This window comes from [Ruminococcus] lactaris ATCC 29176 (genome assembly GCF_025152405.1).
Taxonomy (GTDB): Bacteria; Bacillota; Clostridia; order Lachnospirales; family Lachnospiraceae; genus Mediterraneibacter; species Mediterraneibacter lactaris.
In genome coordinates, this window is record NZ_CP102292.1 from 1,738,435 (window position 1) to 1,760,907 (window position 22,473).

14 protein-coding genes are annotated in these 22,473 nt (G+C 43.6%); 4 read left to right on the forward strand and 10 right to left on the reverse strand.

The genetic code is table 11. The annotated features are described in order from the left end of the window. Positions 1-152 precede the first annotated feature (152 nt). Both NQ541_RS08175 and NQ541_RS08180 read right to left on the reverse strand, forming a co-directional pair. On the reverse strand, positions 153-785 hold the full coding sequence (locus NQ541_RS08175) for a single-stranded DNA-binding protein (RefSeq protein WP_005610723.1): 633 nt from the start codon (positions 783-785) through the stop codon (positions 153-155). A 229-nt stretch (positions 786-1,014) separates the two neighbouring features. Continuing rightward, positions 1,015-5,070 carry an InlB B-repeat-containing protein gene (locus NQ541_RS08180; protein ID WP_005610722.1) on the reverse strand — a complete coding sequence of 1,352 codons (4,056 nt, stop codon included), beginning with the start codon at positions 5,068-5,070 and terminating at the stop codon, positions 1,015-1,017. 350 nt (positions 5,071-5,420) lie between these two features. On the opposite strand from NQ541_RS08180, the gene typA reads away from it, so the two are divergent. Continuing rightward, positions 5,421-7,250, forward strand: a complete 1,830-nt coding sequence (gene typA / locus NQ541_RS08185; RefSeq protein WP_005610721.1) for a translational GTPase TypA — start codon at positions 5,421-5,423, stop codon at positions 7,248-7,250. 195 nt (positions 7,251-7,445) lie between these two features. Further along, positions 7,446-8,006: a ribosome hibernation-promoting factor, HPF/YfiA family gene (gene hpf / locus NQ541_RS08190; RefSeq protein WP_005610720.1), complete on the forward strand. Its 561-nt coding sequence runs from the start codon at positions 7,446-7,448 to the stop codon at positions 8,004-8,006. Between the two features lie 176 nt (positions 8,007-8,182). On the opposite strand, the gene NQ541_RS08195 is transcribed toward hpf, so the two are convergent. Next, positions 8,183-8,899 carry a YigZ family protein gene (locus tag NQ541_RS08195; protein ID WP_005610719.1) on the reverse strand — a complete coding sequence of 239 codons (717 nt, stop codon included), beginning with the start codon at positions 8,897-8,899 and terminating at the stop codon, positions 8,183-8,185. A gap of 125 nt (positions 8,900-9,024) precedes the next feature. Between NQ541_RS08195 and NQ541_RS08200 the strand changes: the two genes are divergently transcribed. Further along, on the forward strand, positions 9,025-11,523 hold the full coding sequence (locus NQ541_RS08200; protein ID WP_023922784.1) for a transglycosylase domain-containing protein: 2,499 nt from the start codon (positions 9,025-9,027) through the stop codon (positions 11,521-11,523). 105 nt (positions 11,524-11,628) lie between these two features. On the opposite strand, the gene NQ541_RS08205 is transcribed toward NQ541_RS08200, so the two are convergent. The 7 genes from NQ541_RS08205 to NQ541_RS08235 form a co-directional block, all read right to left on the reverse strand. Next, the gene (locus NQ541_RS08205) at positions 11,629-12,564 is read right to left on the reverse strand and encodes an ROK family glucokinase (RefSeq protein WP_023922782.1); all 936 of its coding nucleotides are present in this window, start codon (positions 12,562-12,564) and stop codon (positions 11,629-11,631) included. A gap of 61 nt (positions 12,565-12,625) precedes the next feature. Then, positions 12,626-13,555 (reverse strand): HPr(Ser) kinase/phosphatase, encoded by a 930-nt coding sequence (gene hprK / locus NQ541_RS08210; RefSeq protein ID WP_005610716.1) that lies wholly within the window; start codon positions 13,553-13,555, stop codon positions 12,626-12,628. 46 nt (positions 13,556-13,601) lie between these two features. Next, a complete protein-coding gene (gene uvrC, locus NQ541_RS08215) occupies positions 13,602-15,470 on the reverse strand; it encodes an excinuclease ABC subunit UvrC (RefSeq protein WP_005610715.1) in 1,869 nt (622 codons plus the stop codon). 29 nt (positions 15,471-15,499) lie between these two features. After that, the gene (gene ftsH / locus NQ541_RS08220; RefSeq protein WP_023922776.1) at positions 15,500-17,599 is read right to left on the reverse strand and encodes an ATP-dependent zinc metalloprotease FtsH; all 2,100 of its coding nucleotides are present in this window, start codon (positions 17,597-17,599) and stop codon (positions 15,500-15,502) included. Between the two features lie 385 nt (positions 17,600-17,984). Continuing rightward, positions 17,985-18,365 (reverse strand): type II toxin-antitoxin system HicB family antitoxin, encoded by a 381-nt coding sequence (locus tag NQ541_RS08225; RefSeq protein ID WP_044905603.1) that lies wholly within the window; start codon positions 18,363-18,365, stop codon positions 17,985-17,987. Between the two features lie 143 nt (positions 18,366-18,508). Next, the gene (locus NQ541_RS08230; protein ID WP_005611752.1) at positions 18,509-19,504 is read right to left on the reverse strand and encodes a hypothetical protein; all 996 of its coding nucleotides are present in this window, start codon (positions 19,502-19,504) and stop codon (positions 18,509-18,511) included. 102 nt (positions 19,505-19,606) lie between these two features. Further along, positions 19,607-20,554, reverse strand: a complete 948-nt coding sequence (locus NQ541_RS08235; RefSeq protein WP_005611749.1) for a hypothetical protein — start codon at positions 20,552-20,554, stop codon at positions 19,607-19,609. Positions 20,555-20,910: 356 nt separating this feature from the next. On the opposite strand from NQ541_RS08235, the gene NQ541_RS08240 reads away from it, so the two are divergent. After that, positions 20,911-22,392: a DUF1846 domain-containing protein gene (locus tag NQ541_RS08240; RefSeq protein ID WP_005611748.1), complete on the forward strand. Its 1,482-nt coding sequence runs from the start codon at positions 20,911-20,913 to the stop codon at positions 22,390-22,392. The last annotated feature ends 81 nt before the right edge of the window (positions 22,393-22,473 follow it).

Here is a 22,473-nt window from a genome sequence, read left to right on the forward strand (position 1 = left end):
TTTTAACGTTCACAGAGTCCTTTCGGATACCCTATATAATAAAAAGGATATCACATTTGAGCTTTTATCTCAATATATGATATCCTTTTCCTGTCTTATGTCATGATGCCACATCTTCCATGCTGCTCTGGTACTTCACTTTTTTATCACCATCATGATTCCTCAATACATTCCAGTTTACTTACCGAAACTTCGTATGCAACCCGCGTCTCTGTCTCAGTTTCCGAAAGCTTTTTCACGTACTCTCTACTCTGAATCCTTCCAAGTACCCGCACATGTTCCCCTACGTCAAAACTGGAGGCATATCTTGCATTTCTGCCCCAGCAGATACATGGAATATAGTCTGATTTTCCATACGGTCTGTTCACCGCAAGTAAAAGATCTGCGATTTCTCTGCCCAGCGGTGTCTTCCTGTACACCGGGCGTTTACACATATACCCTTCCAGCAGGATATGGTTTGTCTTTGCCCCGTCCGGCTCTTCATCAATAAACTCGATTTCTCTCGCAAATACAGACAGTACCAGCCGGTTCTTCAATTCTTCGTGCCGATTGTAGGATCTGAACTGTCCTGATACCATGATGCACTCTCCACGGCAGTCTTTGGTTACATCGATCAGACGTTCAGAAATCATCACCGGGATTCTGTCGCAGGAATTGCTCAGTCGCTTTACGAGCAGTTCCATCATATAGAATCCTTCTCCGAATACTTCGTGGCTGTATGTAAATTCAGACACCACTTCCCCTATGACCGTCACCTGGTTGTTCTCAATTATCTTATCTGACATGATTTGTAGTTCTCCCTTCTTCTGTTACGTATTTTCAAGTCACTACAAAATATATGACAAAACAGAAAAGAATAGAACGGCGAAAGTATGGAAATCGTTCGACAGAATTCGTCTCCTGCAGGTTCCGCTCTCTGTCCGGATCTGTAAAAACGGGAATCTCCCTGCTTTTTGGAAGATTCCCGTCTGATCTGTTCATTTTCAGTTTTTCTGTTGCATTTGACCGAAGTTTTTACTTCTCTGCCGATTTCTTTCTGATCACGATCACGCCTGCTGCGGCTGCCATCATGCACAGAACTACCATCATTCCTTCCGTACTGTCTCCGGTCGGAACTACCTTACTGCTATCTTTAGCCGGTGTCGTTGTAGTCGTTCCCTTTCCAGGATTTTTATTATCTTTGCCTGTTCCTGAAGTCTTATCATTTTTATCTGTTCCTGAAGTCTTATCATTTTTATCTGTTCCTGGAGTCTTATCATCTTTGCCCGGCGTCGGTGTCGGTTCCGGTGTCGGTTCCGGTGTCGGTTCCGGTTCCGGTGTCGGTTCCGGTGTCGGTTCCGGTTCCGGCATCTCGATCAGCTTCAGATTTGCATATGCCTCTGTCAGGGCTGCCTTCGCTTCTGCTACTGCCTGCTCGCTCTCTGGATCTGTAAGCACTGCTTTCGCATTCTGCAGGGCTGCCACAAATGCATCGTAGGCTGCATCCTTCTCATACTTTTCAAGATCAACCCGATCCATTTCATCAACCAGTTTCTGAAGCTCTGCTGTATCGATCACCGGCTCCGGTACTTCAATCTCATTCCATTTTGCATACAATTCCAGATTTCTGTCCACAACACCTGTCGCAAAATTCCATTGCGTGGTACATGCTTCATCTGTATACCATCCTGCAAATGTATATCCTTCTAATGTCGGTGCTGAAGGCTCTGTCACCTTTGCTCCTTTTTCAACGGTCTGGGCAGCTACAGCACTTCCACCCCAGCTGTTAAATGTAACCGTATAAGTAGTCTTGACTGCTTCTCCCCCTACCAGTTCGTAAATTGCGAACTGATTATTTGCATTTGTAACCGTCTCACCTGAATATCCGCAATATGCCTGCTTGGATTTGGAGTGGTTCAGATACATTGTTCCATTGTAAAATGCCACACAGAAACCGCTGCCATTACTTAATGCTCCTTTTTCTACTGACAGCTTCACTGGCGTATCTGTCAGATTCACATTTCGCTCTGATGCACTTAAAGAAAGATATTTTTTCGCTGCTTTATTATAAAGGGTATACTGTCCGTTCGCATCTTTCTCGATTGTCCAAAGTAACGCACTATACTCCCCTTTTATAACATCACCTGCGTTGCCCAGATCTGCTGTCTGCATTTCTGTTCCTGCAATACATGCGACTCCGCCAACCGGACTGATCTCTGCATTTAAAGCTTTTCCTGAAGAACCAATGATGAGGTAACTCTTTCCTGGTTCCATCTCTGCTGCTCGCTTATATGTCGGAATTTCCGATACAGTAACTTTTGTATCCGCTGTCACTGTCTGCTGCTGTCCCTGTGCATCTTTATACGTAACCAGCAGAGTTACGGTCACTTCACCTTTTCCTTTAAATGTTACAGCCGTCTCTGCAGAATCAGCATCTTCAAGCTCTGCAAGTTCAGGATCAGATACTGACCACTTATAAGAAACTACTTCCGGTATTCCAGATAATGCTCCTTTAAGGATCATTCTTTCATTCTTTCCTGCAGTTGTTACTCCATTTCCATCCGCATCCTGAATTTTTGCTGATGCACCTGCAGTCTGGTCATAACTTACTTCCAGCACCGCCTGTCCAACTGTCGTATTTCCGTCTGTATCTGTCACTGTAACTTTTACGTTCGTACTTCCGGCTTTCTTGCAGAAGACGTCTGCTGTATTTTCTTCTGCAGTCAGATCTGCAATCGCCGGATCTTCTATACTCCACTTATAAGAGGATGCTTTGATATGCTTGACTGTTGCCTTCAATGCAACCTTTTCACCAACTTTACCACTTGCTGCCTCAAGAGTTACACTTGGTACAGCTACCTGATTCAGATCGATCTGAACCGGACTTGCCGTTGCCTGTGTCAGTTCTGTTGCCGGAATCATTGCTGAATCATTATATCTCGTATTATTCTTACCAACAGATCCAATATCAATCAGTCCGTCTTCTGAATATCTGCTTAAAACCAGCTTATCATCATAAATCCGGCATACGGTAGCTGTCAGCTCATCTGCTGCTGTCGCATCATGGAAATATCCGATATATCCGGCATTCATATAAGTAAAATTAAGTTCTTCTTTTGTATAACTGTCAGTTGTACTACCGCTCTTCTTTGTAAGATCCGGGATCAAAATCGTATCTCCAGGCCGTTTGAACACACGTGAACCACCGATATAATTGTCCCATCCTTTAGAATGGTTATGACCATAAAGGTATACAATATCCAAATCTTCTGCGGCTGTATTGATCACATCAAACAAATAGGAAGAATACAGATTATCCCCATTTCCATAAAGAGAACTTGTACGCCCGCTGAAATGCAGTGGCAGATGCACCATAATGAAAATCGGGCGTGTCTCTCCGGCTGTAATACAGCCTTCCAGATAATCACCAAGCTTCTGAGCTGCTTTCTTTACCTGTGCTTCACTTCCTGTACTTCCCTGCATCCATGGGAATCCACCCATTTCTGAAGAATTATAAGTCGTATTGATACAGTACACAATATAATCTTCATATTCATTAGCACCCTCATCAAACGGATAATTTGCCTGATCATGATTTCCCTGGATAAACAGGAACTGATCTGTATCCGTCCAGCGGTTCTGAATGATATTTTTAAATGCCTGAATACCGATCGTCGCATCTGCATCATAATTGTACCGTCCTGTATATGCTGTATAATCTCCTACTGCCAGTACACGGTCAATCTTTGTAACACCATCATCATAGATTGCTTTTGAAATATTCGTCATAACAGAAGTCAGACTTTCCGGCACGTCCGATACGCTCTGATACGGTGATACTTCTGTACCCGTCTGGAAATCAGAGCAGAACAAAAGTGTCGCCTTTGCATCTCCCTCTGACGGATCAGGATCCGGAGTTGGAGTCGGAGTTACACCGGATTTCACTTCATATAATGCATACTGGTTTGTATCCTTTGTCTCATTCTGTGAATAGGTCGATTCATCGTAAGCACAGAATCCATTCTGACTATCTGAATAATTCAGATAGTAATTATTCAAATGGAATGCTGCTGCAATACCTGCCACATGATGATCTGTCTGTGCAAGAGCAAACTCTGTAGGTTCATCCCCTAAAGTAACCGGTCTTGCTCCCTCTGCAAAATTCAGATATTTGCCTGCAGCTTCATTATAAAGTGCTACAGTACCTTCTGTACTGCCGGCCTTCACTGTCCAAAGATACTCGTTACTTACTGTCACTTCATTCGACAGGTCTGAAAGATCCAGTCCTGCAATCTCCGCTCCCGTCAGGACGCTGTTCACCTTGCTGCCTGCATGAGTCTGTGCAGTAACTGCCTGATATGTACTGCTCTTGGAATCTCCACCTACCAGCATATATTTCTTACCTGCAGTAATCGCTGTAGCACGGGTAACGGTGCTTGTGGTTGACACTTCTGCCTTTTTCACATGATAGAAGGCATACTGGTTTGTATCCTTTGTCTCATTCTGTGAATAGGTCGATGCATCGTAAGCACAGAATCCATTCTGGCTTTCGGAAAAGTTCAGATACCATGTTCCAAGACGAAAAGCCAGAGCCTTTCCCGCTGCGTGATGATCTGTCAGAACTGCTTCATAATAAGTTGCTTCATCTGTCAGTGTCACAGCTCTGTTCCCTGACTCAAAGTGCATATATTTATTTGAAGCCTTATTGTAAAGTGCAACCGTTCCATTTTCGCCCTCGACTGCTGTCCACAGATTCGTTTCCTGTGCTGTAAGCTGGTTTTCAGCATCTGAAAAATCCAGCCCGGAAACTTCTACTTTATCAAGTACACTGCCTGCTTTGCTGCCACTGTGGGTTGTTGCACCAACCACTGCGTATAGATCATCTTCGCTGCCCGAAGTCTTGCCCGCTGTTCCTCCGACAAGAAGATACTGCTCACCATATACCAGCTCTGATGCCCTCTCTACCGTTACTTCCTGTTGCTTTTCTTCCTGTGCCGCCACACTGATTGCCGGCATCATGCCAAATATATTGGCAAATGCCATCATAAATACCAGCAATACAGCTAACGCACCCGTCTTCCTTTTCCTCATCTTTTTCCTCCTTTTTCTCGCTTCCGGTCACCATCATCTGCCCGGGCTGGCAGTCAAATTGACAGTTCCGAAATCTCCACAAGATTATATTATTATAATAATAACATGTCTCCATCTTTATTCTAACTGACATTTTACACAAATTTTACATTTATTCGTTATTTTTAAAATTATTTTTGTTTATTTTGAACAGTTTATTTTATTTGTATTTTTTCTGTTTTTCTTTTTTGATGCATCCCGAACAATCTCTATTTCTATTTCTATCTTGTAAATTTCATTTTTTGTGATAAAATAAGGAAGTTACAGATATGAGTGAATTTTAGACAGATAAAGAAAGAGTGTATAAATTTATGAAGACAAAGCGTGAAGATGTAAGAAATGTTGCAATTATCGCCCATGTTGACCACGGTAAGACAACTCTGGTTGACGAGCTTTTAAAGCAGAGCGGTGTATTCCGTGAAAATCAGGAAGTAGAAGAACGTGTCATGGACTCCAACGATATTGAACGTGAACGTGGAATCACAATTCTTTCCAAAAATACTGCCGTACATTATAATGGGGTTAAGATCAATATCATTGATACTCCTGGTCATGCTGACTTTGGCGGAGAGGTGGAGCGTGTCCTTAAGATGGTAAATGGTGTTGTACTTGTTGTAGATGCCTTTGAGGGTGCTATGCCGCAGACCAAATTCGTATTAAGAAAAGCTCTTGAGCTGAACCTTCCGGTTATTGTATGTATCAACAAAATCGACCGCCCGGAGGCAAGACCTGACGATGTGATTGATGAGGTTCTCGAACTGTTTATTGATCTCGGTGCATCGGATGACCAGTTGGAGTGTCCTTTTGTATACGCTTCTGCAAAAGCCGGGGTTGCTGTCCTCGACCTTTCTGATGAAAAGCAGGATATGAAGCCTTTATTTGAGACGATCCTTGACTATATTCCGGCACCGGAGGGAGATCCTGAAGCTCCGTCCCAGATGCTCATCAGTACCATCGACTACAATGAATATGTTGGACGTATCGGAGTTGGTAAAGTTGAGAACGGTACGATCGCTGTCAACCAGGACATGGTTGTTGTGAATCATCATGATCCTGACAAGCAGCAGCGTGTCAAGATCGGTAAACTTTATGAGTTTGATGGTCTGAACCGTGTGGAAGTAAAAGAAGCTACCATCGGAGCAATCGTTGCCGTATCCGGTATTGCAGATATTTCCATCGGAGATACTCTCTGCTCTCCTGAGAAACCGGAGGCAATTCCTTTCCAGAAGATCTCAGAGCCTACGATCTCCATGCAGTTCATCGTAAATGACAGTCCATTTGCCGGACAGGAAGGAAAGTTCGTAACTTCCCGTCATCTTCGTGACCGTCTTTTCCGTGAGCTTAATACTGATGTCAGCCTCCGTGTAGAAGAGACTGAGAATGCCGACAGCTTCAAAGTTTCCGGTCGTGGAGAGCTTCACCTTTCTGTCCTGATCGAGAATATGCGTCGTGAAGGATATGAGTTCGCAGTAAGTAAAGCAGAAGTTCTCTACCATACAGATGAAAACGGGAAGAAGACAGAACCTATGGAGCTTGCCTATATTGATGTCCCGGATGAATTTACCGGAGTTGTCATTGAAAAACTTGGTCAGCGGAAAGGGGAACTTCGCAACATGGCACCTTCCAACGGAGGTTATACCCGTCTTGAGTTCCTGATTCCTGCACGTGGTCTGATCGGATACCGTGGTGAGTTCATGACTGATACAAAGGGAAATGGTATCATCAATACAAGTTTTGAGGGATATGCTCCATATAAAGGAGATATCCAGTACCGTAAGCAGGGATCTCTGATCGCATTCGAGACCGGTGAGTCTGTAACTTACGGACTTTACAGTGCCCAGGAACGTGGTACTCTCTTTATTGGTGCAGGTGAAAAGGTTTATTCTGGAATGGTCATCGGACAGAATGGTAAGGCAGAAGATATCGAGCTGAATGTCTGCAAGACAAAGCATCTGACCAACACCCGTTCTTCCAGTGCTGATGAGGCACTCCGCCTGACTCCGCCACGTATTTTAAGTCTGGAACAGGCACTTGATTTTATTGATACAGATGAGCTTTTGGAGGTTACTCCTAAGAATCTCCGTATCCGGAAGAAAATCCTGGATTCAAGAATGAGAAAGCGTAGTATGATCAATAAATAATCTGTTCGCACGAGCAGTTGAAACCTCCTTTTATTATAGAAGATATTGTCGCACACTTCCGGTCAATTTTCGGTTTTTTCTGAATTTGACCGGATTTCTTATATACAGAAGCGGAAGTTTATGTTATAATATATCCATAATACAGATAGAACTCACCATTTCTTCTGTATAATTTGAACAAAGGAGTTGAGCAGCATGAATTTTATTATCAGCGGAAAAAATATTGAGGTAACACCGGGATTAAAGGATGCTATCGAACAGAAATTAGGAAAACTTGAAAGGTACTTCACTCCTGAGACAGAAATTAATGTAACTCTCAGCGTTGAAAAGGGACGTCAGAAGATCGAGGTCACAATTCCGGTAAAAGGAAATATCATTCGTTCTGAACAGACCAGTGATAATATGTATGTCTCCATTGATCTTGTGGAAGAGGTCATCGAGCGTCAGCTTCGCAAATATAAGAACAAGCTTGTAGCCCGCAGCCAGGGACATCCTACTTCCTATACATCTACCGGAAACAGCTTCAGAAAAGAATTTTTCGAGACGGAAGATGACGCAGCAGAGGATGACGAAATTCAAATCGTTCGTACAAAGAAATTCGGCATCAAGCCTATGTTCCCTGAGGATGCCTGCATCCAGATGGAATTGCTCGGACATAGTTTCTTCGTATTCTCCAATGCAGAGACTGATGAAGTAAATGTAGTATATAAAAGAAAAGATGGTTCTTTCGGTCTGATCGAGCCTGAATTTTCATAATCCATATGTAGTGTTCCGTTAACTGGAACGGTTAAAAGACCTGCAGTCAGGAGATTTTTCCCGACCGCAGGTCTCTTTTTATGTCAAAATAACCCGGAAAAGTTCCAGTGACATATCCCGTAACATACTCTCTGCATTGCCATGCTCATCGACAGAGTTTTATTACTGCCTTCTCTCTACTCTTCCACCCACTCTGAAAAAATGCGGATACCATCTTCCGTCTGTGCAAACCAGCACTGCACCGTTTCATCCAGAACCACCTGTCCATTTGTTCCTTCCATCAGATCTGCTTTCAGACCTTTCATCTGCTCAACCGGAACTAAAGCCATCAACTCCACTTTATCTGTATATACCGGATCTAACTGGATCACATCCCGGCTTGCAAGCAGATACTGTATTTTCCCCAGATCTGTGTACTCTGCCCGGATCAACAGTTTAATTCCATGGATTCTGGTTATACTTTCACTATGTTCCAGTCCGTCTATGGCCGCAGATGTATAAGCCCTGACCAGTCCACCTGTTCCAAGCAGTGTTCCTCCAAAATATCTCGTCACGATAACAAGTACATCCGTCAGCTTTCTGCCCCGGATCACTTCCAGGATTGGCTTTCCGGCTGTCCCTGCCGGTTCACCGTCATCGCTCATTCTCTCAGCAGCTGGATTTCTTCCAAGAACATATGCCCAGCAGTGATGTCTTGCATCCCAATATTTTTTTCTCGTCTCCTCCAGGATCTGAGCTGCCTGCTCTTCAGATTCTATCGGATAAACTTCTGCTATAAAACGGGATTTTTTTTCAATAATCTCTCCCATCCCGCCTCTGTATACTGTCTGATAACTTTCCACCTGTTGCTCCTTTTCATTTTTCTCATATTTGCTATCTCCTATGATATACATCTGCCCATGAAACTGCAAGATTTTCTTAAGTTTTACTTCTTAAAATATGAACTTTTTATTTTTAGCTTTATTTAAAAAGGTAAGTTTGATATAATCATAGAAGTGAAAAAAGGAGGATTTTATTCGTGAATTATGGAAAATCGAATCTTTCAAGAAGAAAGAAGCGGATTTCTTCTAAAAAGAGAATGAAAAAGAAACGTGTCGGTGTCCGTTTATTTAAGGCATTTGTTCTGTGCATCCTTTTGCTCGGGATCGTCGGTGTTGCCGCAGGTGGTGTGTTTGTCAAGCATGTCATTGATAATACACCGGAAGTTACCGCTAAGGATATCCTTCCTCAGGGGTATACGACATCCATTGTAGATCAGAACGGAACCGTGCTGGAACAGCTTAAAGATTCTGATTCCAACCGTGTATACAAGAAATATGACGAAATTTCCAAGTATATGGGTGATGCTTTTGTTGCCATCGAGGATGAACGTTTCTATAAGCACAACGGAATTGATCTCCAGGGAATCATCCGTGCAGGAGTTGTAGGTGTCACTCACGGCTTTCATTTCACAGAAGGTGCAAGTACTCTGACCCAGCAGCTCATTAAAAATAATGTATTCCCTAACTTTGTCAATGAGACAAATTCTGAACGTTTCGAGCGTAAGATACAGGAACAGTATCTTGCTCTCAAAATTGAAAAGCAGATGTCAAAAAAAGAAATTCTGGAAGCATACATGAATACCATCAATCTCGGTCAGGGATGTCTTGGTGTTCAGACTGCCGCAAAGCGTTATTTCAATAAAGATGCTGCAGATCTTACTCTTTCAGAATGTGCCGTTATTGCAGGAATTACCCAGAGTCCATCCGGGAATGATCCGGTCAAGCACCCGGATGTCAATGCCAGACGTCGTGAAAAAGTACTGAACAATATGAAGAAACTCGGTTTCATCAATCAGACAGAATATGACGAAGCCATGGCAGATAATGTTTACGACCGGATTTTAGAGACGGCATCCAATACGCAGACAAGCAAACCATACAGCTATTTTGTAGATGCCCTGATCAAGCAGATTGTAAAAGATCTGGTAAATAAAAAGGGCTACTCTGAAACGCAGGCTTACAACCTGCTCTACAGTGGCGGACTTACGATCACAGCTACGCAGGACGCTGATATCCAGTCGATCTGCGATGGGGAAGTTGCCAATGTAGACAATTACCTTGCCGGAAGTGAATGGGGACTTGATTACGCACTTACAGTCCATCATACAGACGGTACTTCTGAGAACTACAGTAAAGAACAGCTTGCAGCCTATATTTCCAGTACAACCGGGGATCAGTATCCTCTCGTATTCAGTACGCAGGATGCAGCCCAGAATGCAATCAACAACTATAAGAGTACCCTGAACATTGATGAGGCAGCCGGAGATACTGTAGATGAACGGATCGAGCTTTCACCACAGCCACAGGCTTCTGTCGTTGTGATGGATCAGTATACCGGACAGATCAAAGCTATAGTCGGTGGACGTGGCGAAAAGACTTCCAGTCTTTCCCTGAACCGTGCAACTGATTCTTACAGACAGCCGGGATCCTGTTTCAAGATCCTGGCATCCTATGCACCTGCCCTCAATGAAAATAAGCTGACCCTTGCTACTACGATTGATGATGAACCGTATGAATACAAGAATGGTCAGGAAGTTAAGAACTGGGATAAAAAGTATATCGGTGCAACCAGAGTCCGCTATGGAATCGAGCATTCCATGAACGTACTTGCTGTAAAGACTCTGACGGATTATGTAGGAGAAACTGAGAGTTATGACTATCTTCTCAACTTCGGATTTACAACACTGACCGATGCCGACAAAAATTCCCAGGCAAAAGCACTCGGAGGACTGACTCTCGGTGTCTACAATACAGAACTGACCGCAGCTTACGCAGCGATCGCCAATGGTGGAACTTATATAGAACCTACTCTGTATACCCAGATTCTTGACCATGATGGCAATGTTCTTCTGGATAACACCACTCCTCTGAGCCACGAAGTCATCAAAGACTCCACCGCTTATCTTCTTACCAGTGCAATGGAGGATGTTGTAAATGGTGCAGGAGGAACCGGAGGTTCGGCTCGTCTGAGCAATATGCCTGTTGCTGCAAAGACCGGTACCAGCCAGGAAAGTAATGACCTTTGGATTGCTGCCTATACACCATATTATACAGCTTCCGTATGGGGTGGATATGATGAATCAAAAACCATGAGTAACCTGAGTCAGAGCTGGCATCAGAAATTGTGGAAAAATATCATGGAACGGATTCAGGAAACGAAAAGTCTTGCATATAAAGATTTCGAAATTCCTTCTTCTGTGGTTCAGAAGACGATCTGTACCAGAACCGGACTTCTCGCTACCGGCAGTTGTCCTTCTCTGACAGAGTATTTTGCAAAAGATAATGCTCCAACCCAGAGTTGTTCCGGTCATTATGTTGCACCGGAACCTTCCAATGATGATCCTTCTGTTGAAGATCCTGATAATTCTGATGATCCGAATAACTCTGCAAATGGTGATGATCCTTCCGGAACGAACGGTGATAACAGTGGAACTGTTCCCACTCCGTCTGAACCGGATGTTCAGCCCGCACCGTAATTCGTAATTCTGACAAAAATCAATGAGCCAGAGTTTAGTCGTATAGACATAAACTCCGGCTCATTTCTCATTTATTTGATATCATTATGCATCGGCTATCTGCCCTTAATCTCCCAGAACCATCTTTGCCGCACCGCAAATTCCTGCATCATTTCCCAATGTAGCAAGTGCAAATTTTACATTCTGGCTTGCAAAGAACGCTCTGTCTTTAAACGGCTTTTCAATAAATGGAAGCAGTACATCTCCTGCCTTGGAAACTCCCCCGCCAATTACAAAGATTGCCGGATCAAGCACTGCTGCGATATTTGCAAGTGCATGTCCTAAATACTCGCCCATCTCTGTAGCGATCTCTGTAGCAACTTCATCCCCCTCTTTTACAGCATCAAATACTGCCTTTGCAGAAAGCTCTTCCTTTTTCAGAAGTGTTGATCTTGTCTCTGACTCCAGCTTCTCTGTTGCAAGACGGACAATTCCCGTTGCAGATGCATACTGTTCCAGGCATCCATAACTTCCACATCCACACTGCTTTGTCTCATGGTAATTCACACACATATGACCGATCTCTCCACCGGCTCCGAACTGTCCGACTACGATTTTTCCGCCAACGATCACACCACCGCCGACACCTGTTCCAAGCGTCACCATTACCAGATTCTTGCATCCGGCTCCGCCGCCCTTCCACATTTCACCAAGTGCTGCCACATTCGCATCATTTCCAAATGTGGCTTTCATTCCGGTCAGCTCTTCCAGTTCTTTTTTTGCTTCTTTATATTTCCATCCAAGATTGGCACTTCCATTTACCACACCTTCTGCGGTAACCGGTGCAGGAACTCCGACTCCGATTCCCTTGATATCTTCTTTCGTCAGATGATGCTCTTCCATCTTCCCGCTGATCGCTGCTGCAACATCAGGAAGGATCGCTTTTCCTTCATCTTCTGTCTTTGTCACAATTTCCCATTTATCTCTGATATCACCATTCTCAGCAAATAACCCCATCTTTACTGTCGTACCACCGATATCTACGCCAAAACAATACTTCATCCTTCTTCTCCAATCCTTTTTCAAATTTTTATTCTTCGGAGGATTCTCTGCCCCCTGCTTTCTATCGTCTCTTTTTTGCAAGATTCTCCTGCACACGCTTATAGAGTTCCTGTGCGGCATTATACCCCATCTGCTTCTGCCTGTGGTTTACTGCTGCTGACTCTACGATGATCGCAAGATTTCTTCCCGGACGAATCGGAATATTGTGGCATACTACCTTGTTGCCAAGGAACTCTGTATACTCTTCTTCCAGTCCGAGCCGGTCATACTCTTTCTCTCTGCTCCAGTCTTCCAACGTGATCACCAGATCGATATTCTGCGTCTCTCTGACACTCTGCACACCAAACATTGACTTAACATCTACGATACCGATTCCCCGAAGTTCGATGAAATGTCTTGTAATATCCGGTGCAGAACCCACCAGTGTCTCATCACTGACCTTGCGGATCTCAACTACATCATCTGTCACCAGACGATGACCTCTCTTAATCAGTTCCAAAGCGGCCTCGCTTTTACCGATCCCACTCTCACCCATGATCAGGACGCCTACACCATATACATCCACAAGTACTCCGTGAATTGAAATGCATGGAGCAAGCTTCACATTCAGCCAGCGGATCAGCTCACCCATAAAAGAGGAAGTCTTTTTGCAGGTTCCGAACACAGGAATATCATTCTTTTCTGCGGTCTCTATAAACTCAGATTCCGGCTGAAGATCATTACTGAATACAATACACGGTACTTTATGTGCCAGAAGCTTTTCATAGATTTCATCTTTTCTCTCTCTCGTAAGTGTCTCAAGATAGGCACACTCTACATTTCCAATAATCTGAACACGATTCAGATCAAAATGATCAAAAAAGCCGGTCAGTTGCAAAGCCGGTCTGTTGACATCCGGTACATGAACCTTACGCTCGGTAATATCCACTCCGGGAGTGAGATTTTTCAGATTCATCTTTTCTACAATCTCAGTTAATCTTACACCATCCATAACGTTTCTCCTTCCTTATACTTGCGTACTGGTCTATTATACCATATTAATGTAAAAACTCATAGACTGATTCTGCTGCTTTTTGATTCATTGACGGGATTTTTGCCAGTTCTTCCACACTCGCATCCCGGATCGCATCCAGGCTTAGAAAGTGCCGCATCAGGGCTTTTCTTCTGGCTGATCCGATCCCCGGAATATCATCCAGCACAGAATGAACCTGTCCTTTCCCGCGAAGCTGCCGATGATATTCGATTGCAAACCGATGTGCCTCATCCTGAATCCGCGTTATCAGGCGGAATGCCTCTGAATCCCGGTCAATGGGGATTTCTATATTATTGTAGTAGAGTCCTCTTGTCCGGTGATGGTCATCCTTCACCATTCCGCAGACTGCAATATTTAAATGCAGTTCATCCAGCACCTGAAGAGCAATATTAACCTGCCCTCTGCCTCCATCCATCAGGATCAGATCCGGGAAAGCAGTAAAACTGCCAAGCTGAGAATCTTCTCCTTTTTTCCTCAGTTCTTCTTTTTCTTTCAGTCCATGCTGAAATCTTCTTGTAAGGACTTCCCGCATACTCGCATAATCATTCGGCCCTTTTACACTTTTGATCTTAAACTTTCTATAATCATTCCGTTTTGGCTTTCCATTCTCATACACGATCATAGAACCAACCGATTCAAATCCGTTGGTATTGGAAATATCATAGGCCTCCATTCTCACGATCCGTTCCATTCCAAGCAGGGCGGCAATTTCTTTCACTGCACCGATTGTACGGCCTTCTTCTCTTTTCAACCGTTCTTTATCCTTGTTCAGTACAAGCTGTGCATTTTCTCCTGCCAGTTCTACTAATTTTTCTTTTGTCCCTTTCTTCGGGATTCTGATCGTGACTTTCTGTCCCCGCTTTGTACTCAGCCATTCCTCCAGTAACGCCTGTTCTTCCAGTTCTTCCTGGAGCATCAGTTCTCCCGGAATAAAAGGAGTACCCGCATAATACTGCTTGATGAAACTGTCCAGTATCTCCGCCTTTGTCTCTCCTTTTGAAATACGCAGATAGAAATGATCCCGTCCGATCAGTCTTCCTCCACGGATAAAAAACACCTGTACAACCGCATCGTCCTCCTGGCACGCTACTGCCAGCACATCCCGGTCCTCTCCGCTTGAATCCGTGATCTTCTGCTTTTGTGCCACCTTTTTAACACTGTTCAGAAGTTCTCTGTATTCGATTGCTTTTTCAAACTCCAGTGCCTCAGACGCTGCCTGCATCTTTTCTTCCAGCTCTTTCAGTATTCCGTCAAAATTTCCGTTCAGGAAACGGATCACCTCATCAATGGATTTCCGGTACTCGTCTTTGGAAATATATCCCTGACACGGTGCATCGCACTGGTGAATATGATAATTCAGGCAGGGACGTTCTTTTCCTGTATCTCTCGGAAGATTCCGGTTGCAGCTCCTGACGTGATACAGTTTATGGATCAGGTCAATCGTATCCCGCACCGCCTGGGAACTTGTATAAGGTCCAAAATATCTTGCCCTGTCTTTCACCATTTTCCTTGCCAGCAGCACCCGTGGAAATGTCTCTCCTGTCGTTACTTTAATAAATGGATACGCTTTATCATCCATCAGCATCGTATTATACTTGGGTCTGTGTTCTTTGATCAGATTGCATTCCAGGACCAGTGCCTCCAGTTCTGAATCCGTCACAATATATTCAAATCTGCGGATATGCGTCACCATCTGCTGGATCTTGACACTTTTATTATAACTGCTCTGAAAATACTGCCGCACACGATTTTTCAGACTGATCGCTTTTCCCACGTAAATAATATGATCTTTTTCATCATGCATAATATAAACTCCCGGTCTTCCCGGGAGTTTCTTTAATTCTTCCTGAATATTAAAATGAATTTCTTCCATAACTCTTATCGTCTGCTTTATGATCCTTTTTATACTTCTTTCATATTGATCCTGCCGGATTCAGCCTGCTCTTTTCCGTCTTCTCCCTCCACCGGCTCCGGGATTCCCTTCACTTCACGGAAAATCTTCATAAATTCTTTTCCGGTGATCGTTTCTTTTTCAATCAGGAATGCAGCAATCCGATCCAGTGCATCCCGGTTTTCAGACAGAAGACGTTTTGCCTCTTCATAAGAACTCTTAAGCATCCGCATCACTTCTTCATCAATCTGACTTGCAGTTGCCTCACCGCAGTTTAACACCGGTCTTCCATCCAGATAACGGTTCTGTATTGATTCCAGTCCCATCAGTCCGAACCGGTCAGACATTCCATACTGGGTAATCATTGCTCTTGCAATCTTAGTCGCCTGCTCGATATCGTTGGATGCCCCGGTCGTCACTGTATCAAAGACGATCTCTTCAGCGGCACGACCGCCAAGTGCAACTACGATCATCGCTTCCAGCTCTTTCTTCGTATTCAGGAATTTTTCTTCCTCCGGTGTCTGCATAACATACCCCAAGGCCCCCATTGTTCTTGGCACAATGGTAATCTTCTGGACAGGCTCCGTATTTTTCTGAAGTGCTGTGACCAGTGCATGTCCGACCTCATGATAGGAAACAATTCTCCGCTCTTCCGCACTCATGATCCGATCTTTCTTCTCTTTACCGACCAGTACCACTTCCACTGCCTCAAAAAGATCTTTCTGACTGACGACCTGTCTGCCATTCTTTACCGCATTGATCGCAGCCTCATTGATCATATTGGCGAGATCCGATCCTACCGCACCGGATGTCGCCAGTGCAATTTCTTCCAGGTTCACACTTTCATCCATCTTGACATCTTTTGCATGGACTTTTAATACATCCACACGTCCCTTCAGATCCGGCTTATCTACAATAATCCGGCGGTCAAACCGTCCCGGACGAAGCAGGGCTGGATCAAGCACTTCCGGGCGGTTTGTAGCCGCAAGGACAAGGAGTCCTTTGTTCGTATCAAATCCATCCATCTCTGCAAGAAGCTGGTTCAGTGTCTGCTCTCTCTCATCATTTCCACCCATGGCTGTATCACGGGTCTTTCCAATGGCATCAATCTCATCAATAAATACAATACATGGAGCCATCTGCTGTGCCTGCTTGAACAGATCACGCACACGGGAAGCTCCTACACCTACATACATCTCTACAAAAGCCGAACCGGACAACGAGAAGAACGGGACGCCCGCTTCTCCGGCTACTGCCTTGGCAAGCAGGGTTTTACCTGTTCCAGGAGGTCCGACGAGCAATGCACCCTTTGGCAGCTTCGCTCCGATCCCACTGTATTTCTCAGGATTATGAAGGAAATCAACAACTTCCTGCAAGGATTCCTTCGCTTCATCCTGTCCGGCAACATTCTGGAATGTGACTCCGGTCTGCTTCTCCATATACATCTTGGCATTGCTCTTTCCGATGCCCATCATACCGCCGCCTTTGGTCATCCGCTTCATAAAAAATGCGAACAACAATACCATCAGAATGATTGGCACAACTGTGATGACCAGCTCCGTGATCAGAGAACCTGCCGTATCCGGCACTTCTGCCTTAAACTGCACTCCACCCTTTTTCAGCTTCTCTACAAGTGTTTCATCATTCACAAGACCGGTATAATAATCAGGATCCTTCTCTTCCGTATCTCCGGAGTCCTGCATCTGCTCCTGGAGCTGACTGATCAGATCATAGGTTCCATTTTCCCCGGCTGAGCTACTGCTGTCCTTTGAAGAATCAGAAGTACCGCTTTTCTCCGTGGACTCTTTGGATGAACTGCTTTTTTTACTCTCATCCTTTACTTCTTTTAAAGTTCCCTTCAGCTTTTCCTTTCTTGCCGAATCCGTAAGTACAATATTAATCCTGGAATTTGTAAACGTCACTGACTCTACCTTTTTATTGTCTACAAGCTTCAGGAATTTATCATAACTGATCTCTTCCGGGGTTCCTCCCCGCATAAGAGAAAAGAGGCCCATAACAATAAAGGTGATCAGTAACGTGGTAAATAAAATGATACCCCATCCCTGCCGGTTATTGTTCGGACCTTTGTTCTTATTATTCTGGTTATCCATCATTTTCCTCCTAAAATCAACTAACTTCCATTATAAATACAGGCTTTCCATAAATCAATAAATAATTTATAAAGTATCGTTTTTTGCCCTATTTCCCTGCTTTTTTTCTTACATTTTCCCTGCTTTTCTCTTCATTTTGCCGCCTTTTTTGCACTTTCCGCAAGATATTAGTATGATGCCAGGGGCAAAAGGTCTGAAACCACGTGTGCTTGCACACTGGTGGTAGAATGACCTTTTGACCCGCCCCGATATGAGCATAAAAGTGGGGCGTAAGCACCATGATATGCGAATAGCGGGTAGGATTGTGGGAGTGCGTAGCATGAAACAATCCGTTGGCATCATTGTTGGGGGCTTTTGACCCCAACATCTTAGTATCATTTTAGTATCATCCGGCAGCAGTCAGCCAGCTCTCGCACCGGTGCAACCTGTTCAGCCATTCCGGAATACTAAGAGTCTTCTTTACAGCCTTAGATCTGTTCTTTCTTCGATACTCCGCCATATCAAATTCTACAATAACAAGAACCCCGTCTTCTGAATCCACCGCGTCAAGTTCTGATGCCTTTGGAAACGCGGTGCCCTCATCTTCCATGCTGGACAAAGACAACCCCAACGCATCCACTGCCATTTCATAAGCTTCATTCATACTATCGCCTTGCGTCATACATTCAGGAAGATCAGGAAAGCTGACCCAAAATCCCCCTTCTTCTGCTTTACGAAAAACAGCCGGATCACTCCAGTAACAAAATGTCAATAGTTTTTTAATCATTTTTCTCAAAAAGGCAAAAAAATAGAACGTATAGTTTATTTCCATACGCTCTATCTCACATGTCATATTAAATTTTGAATTCTACAAACTGGAAATTGTTGTTAAATTACAGCTTTCTGTACATTATCTGGTACTTTCCCGAATTAATGCCAATCATTTGTTTTCTCATCAGTAATCACCAATGTTTCAGTATCTATTAGATAGAAATCCACAACCTTCCTGGAAGCTACTTCATTACCGGATTCGTCTTCAAATTTAATTTGATAAACATATTCTCTTGAACCATTCTCAACATAAGATTCGTTAATAATAATGTAGTGCGTTGCTATAATTGAAATGCCATCCTGCTCGTATACCTGCTCCGCAATATTAACGTAAGGATGTCCTTTGGCAGAAATATTATATACCAGAAACTCGCTGAATTCATTCCCTGCCTTTACATCATGGTATAACTCGTTATCTTTAATATAAGTTGCAACAGCTGTTAGTTCCTTCTTATAGGGCTGAAATTCTTCTGTCAAAGGATAGCCGTCATTGTCTGCATCGATTGCCGTGTCACTCTCGTTATCCTGTTGAGAAAATATATTTTCATCATCTATTCTCTCGTCTTCTGAATCATCAGTTATTTCAGTAGTATCATCCATTGCAGCATTTTCTTCCATCATACTATCATCTTCGTAACCATCAACAAATGGATCAAACCCGCCTTTTCCAAAATAATCGGTAAAAAGTACTTCATTACCTATAATAAGTGGATTTTTGTATTCATAATAATCAACATATACCTGTAGAAAGGATCTCACATAGGCAACACATTTGATTCCGTCTTTTTCAACTATATGCATCGGTTTATAAGTAAAAGCAAATATTAAAATGCAAATATAAGTCAAAGGTATGAGACAAATGGCTCCAACACATATTGCTACATATTTCACATAGTTCTTTCGTATTTTTAACAATAATTGAAATATGCCCAACAGTATTCCTATTATTATGATTCCGATTACCGCATAATAAACCCATTCTATAAACTTCAGATGGAAAAGCGATAATATGGCGTGAGCACCTGCAAATAACGTAGCTACTACAAGTGTATCTAAGAGTATATACTTAGAATAATGCTTTAAAATATCTTTCATCTGAAAGCCTCCTTGTCATGTGCAGACACAATTACAAATTCAAATTTATCCCTCGCTTTGTTTGTCGCCTCTCCATTAGATAATTCAATATGCGACCACACATTATTCCTCAACACGAGCGTACAGCCTGACAAATCCATCATCCTGCATTACTTCAAAGACAATCTCATCACCGTACTCAATGTGGGAATATCCACCATCTGAATAACTGTAATATGTATTTTCGCCGCCGGTAAAGCTCAAATAGTACCCAGTGCTTGCGGGATGGGTACAGACGCTGGCCACCACCCGCCCTCTGTTTGTAAACACAACATGGTTCATACCCTCGCTGACACTTTCTTTCAAAGCGGGGATTTTTGAACCGACCACTCGCTCAATGCGTTCCTTTGAGGTATAGGGATCAAAGGTATATACAGTGGTCCATTCAAAGGGGACAATCTTCTCCAAAGTGATGCTGTCACAGTCCAAAGTGGATAGTGTTTTTTCCAGTTTGGCGTTATTGAAATAAATCCTCAGATCTCCGAAAATGAGATAAAGAGCAAACAACACCCCGGTAATTCCGAGAATTATACCGTGCCACAGATTTGAGCGTTTCCACGCTTTCTCGTCTTCTGTGCTTAAAATCCCTGTACCCCACTCACCGTTTTTCATGCGCAGCCGTTTATGCTTTGAAACATACCAACTGAACCAGATAGCATATCCCACTGCAATCAGCAAAAGTCCAATCAGGGTGGCTCTGAGTAGCGTTGTTGCGGAACAGACCGAAGCCAAAAGGCCCGCCAAAAGAATCAAAAGAATCGGGACATCTGCTGCAATGTATGCGAATTTGCCAAACAGGTCACGGTACAAGACCTTTCCCTGCTGTGCCTGCCTTATATCCTCATCATAGGCTTCCTGGGAAAACGCTGTAACTATGGCTTTAACGGTCAGGTATCCGATGAATATGATCCAAAACATATCCACCAGCCCGTCAAAAGTCATCACTTTCATAACAACAAATGTGCAACCCAGCAACGATGCCAGCAATGTTTTCGGACTGACTAATTTCATGAGAACACCCCCTTCGCAGATTTCGTTCCGCTATCATAAATTCCGATTGTTACTCACATGATATCATATTTTTTCTTCAATTTAAATTTGATTGATTAAGAAGTCTCTTCAAACTTACTACACCGGCAAGCACCTCGTCATTTCTATAAGATACTTTAATTTTTATGAAAATATTGTAAAACCATGACGGTTTATAGTATACTACTTAACAGTAAAGATGTCGGGGTCAAAAGCCCCCGACTTTGATGCTCATATCGGGGCGGGTCCTAAGGTCTTTCACCCACCTATGAGCAAGCTCATGTGGGTTTAGACCTTTTGACCCTGGCATCCAGTAAATACAAAGTGGGGAATCAACAATGAAAATAGGATTTGATAACGAAAAATATTTAAAAATGCAGTCCGAGCATATCAGAAACCGCATCGGAAAATTTGGTGGAAAGCTTTACCTTGAATTTGGCGGAAAGCTCTTTGACGACTACCACGCCTCCCGCGTTCTTCCGGGATTTGAACCCGACAGTAAACTCCGTCTTCTGAAAGAACTCAGCGACCAGGCTGAGATCGTCTTTGCGATCAGTGCCAAAGATATTGAAAAGAACAAGATCCGCGGGGATCTCGGAATTACTTATGATTCTGATGTCATCCGTCTGATCGGAACTTACCGTGAGCAGGGACTTTTTGTCGGCAGTGTTGTTATTACGCAGTTCTCAGGACAGGAAAGTGCCCTTTTGTTCAAGCACCGCCTGGAAAAGCTGAATATCCCGGTCTATATCCATTATAATATTCCTGGATATCCTGCCAATATTCCTCTCATTGTCAGTGATGAAGGCTATGGCAAAAATGATTATATCGAAACTTCCCATCCGCTGGTCATCGTAACGGCACCGGGTCCTGGAAGCGGAAAAATGGCGGTCTGCCTTTCCCAGCTTTATCAGGATCATCAGCGTGGAATTGATGCCGGCTATGCAAAGTTTGAAACATTCCCTATCTGGAATCTGCCTCTTAAGCATCCGGTCAATCTCGCTTACGAAGCCGCTACTGCAGATTTAAATGATGTCAATATGATCGACCCTTATCATCTGGAGGCTTACGGAGAAACGACGGTCAACTATAACCGTGATGTTGAGATTTTCCCTGTATTAAATACGATGTTTGAAAAGATTTATGGATCAAGTCCTTACAAATCTCCTACCGACATGGGGGTAAATATGGCTGGTAACTGTATCTGTGATGATGAAGCCTGCCGTGAGGCCTCCTGTCAGGAGATCATCCGCCGTTATTACACTGCTCTTGGCTCCCTCCTGAAGGGGAATTCCTCTGAAAAAGAAGCTGAAAAAATCGAACTGCTCATGAATATGGCTGGAATCACTATCGCTGACCGCAAAGTTGCTGTAACGGCATTGGAGCGTGCAAAAGAATCCGATGCACCTGCGGCAGCACTGGAACTTGAGGATGGACGGATCATCACCGGAAAGACTTCCAATCTTCTTGGAGCATCTGCCGCACTGCTTCTGAATGTTCTGAAAGAACTGGCAGGTGTCGATCACTCGATCAGGATCATCTCTCCTGAGTCTATCGAGCCAATCCAGAAACTGAAGGTGGAATACCTGAAGAGTAAAAATCCACGTCTTCATACAGATGAAGTGCTGATTGCCCTCTCAGGAAGTGCCGCAACTAACCCGCTTGCAGAACTGGCTCTCTCCCAGCTTCCAAAGCTGAAAGGCTGTCAGGCACATACTTCTGTGATGCTCTCAGATGTTGATATTAAGACTTTTAAAAAGCTTGGTGTTCAGCTCACCTGTGAAGCAGTCTATGAACCAAGCAGACGCTTTAAAGTCTGATTTACCGAAGTTTTATATTTTTACTTTCCCCCGTAATTTCCGCAGAATTACGGGGGATTTCTCTACCTACTGAAATTGTAG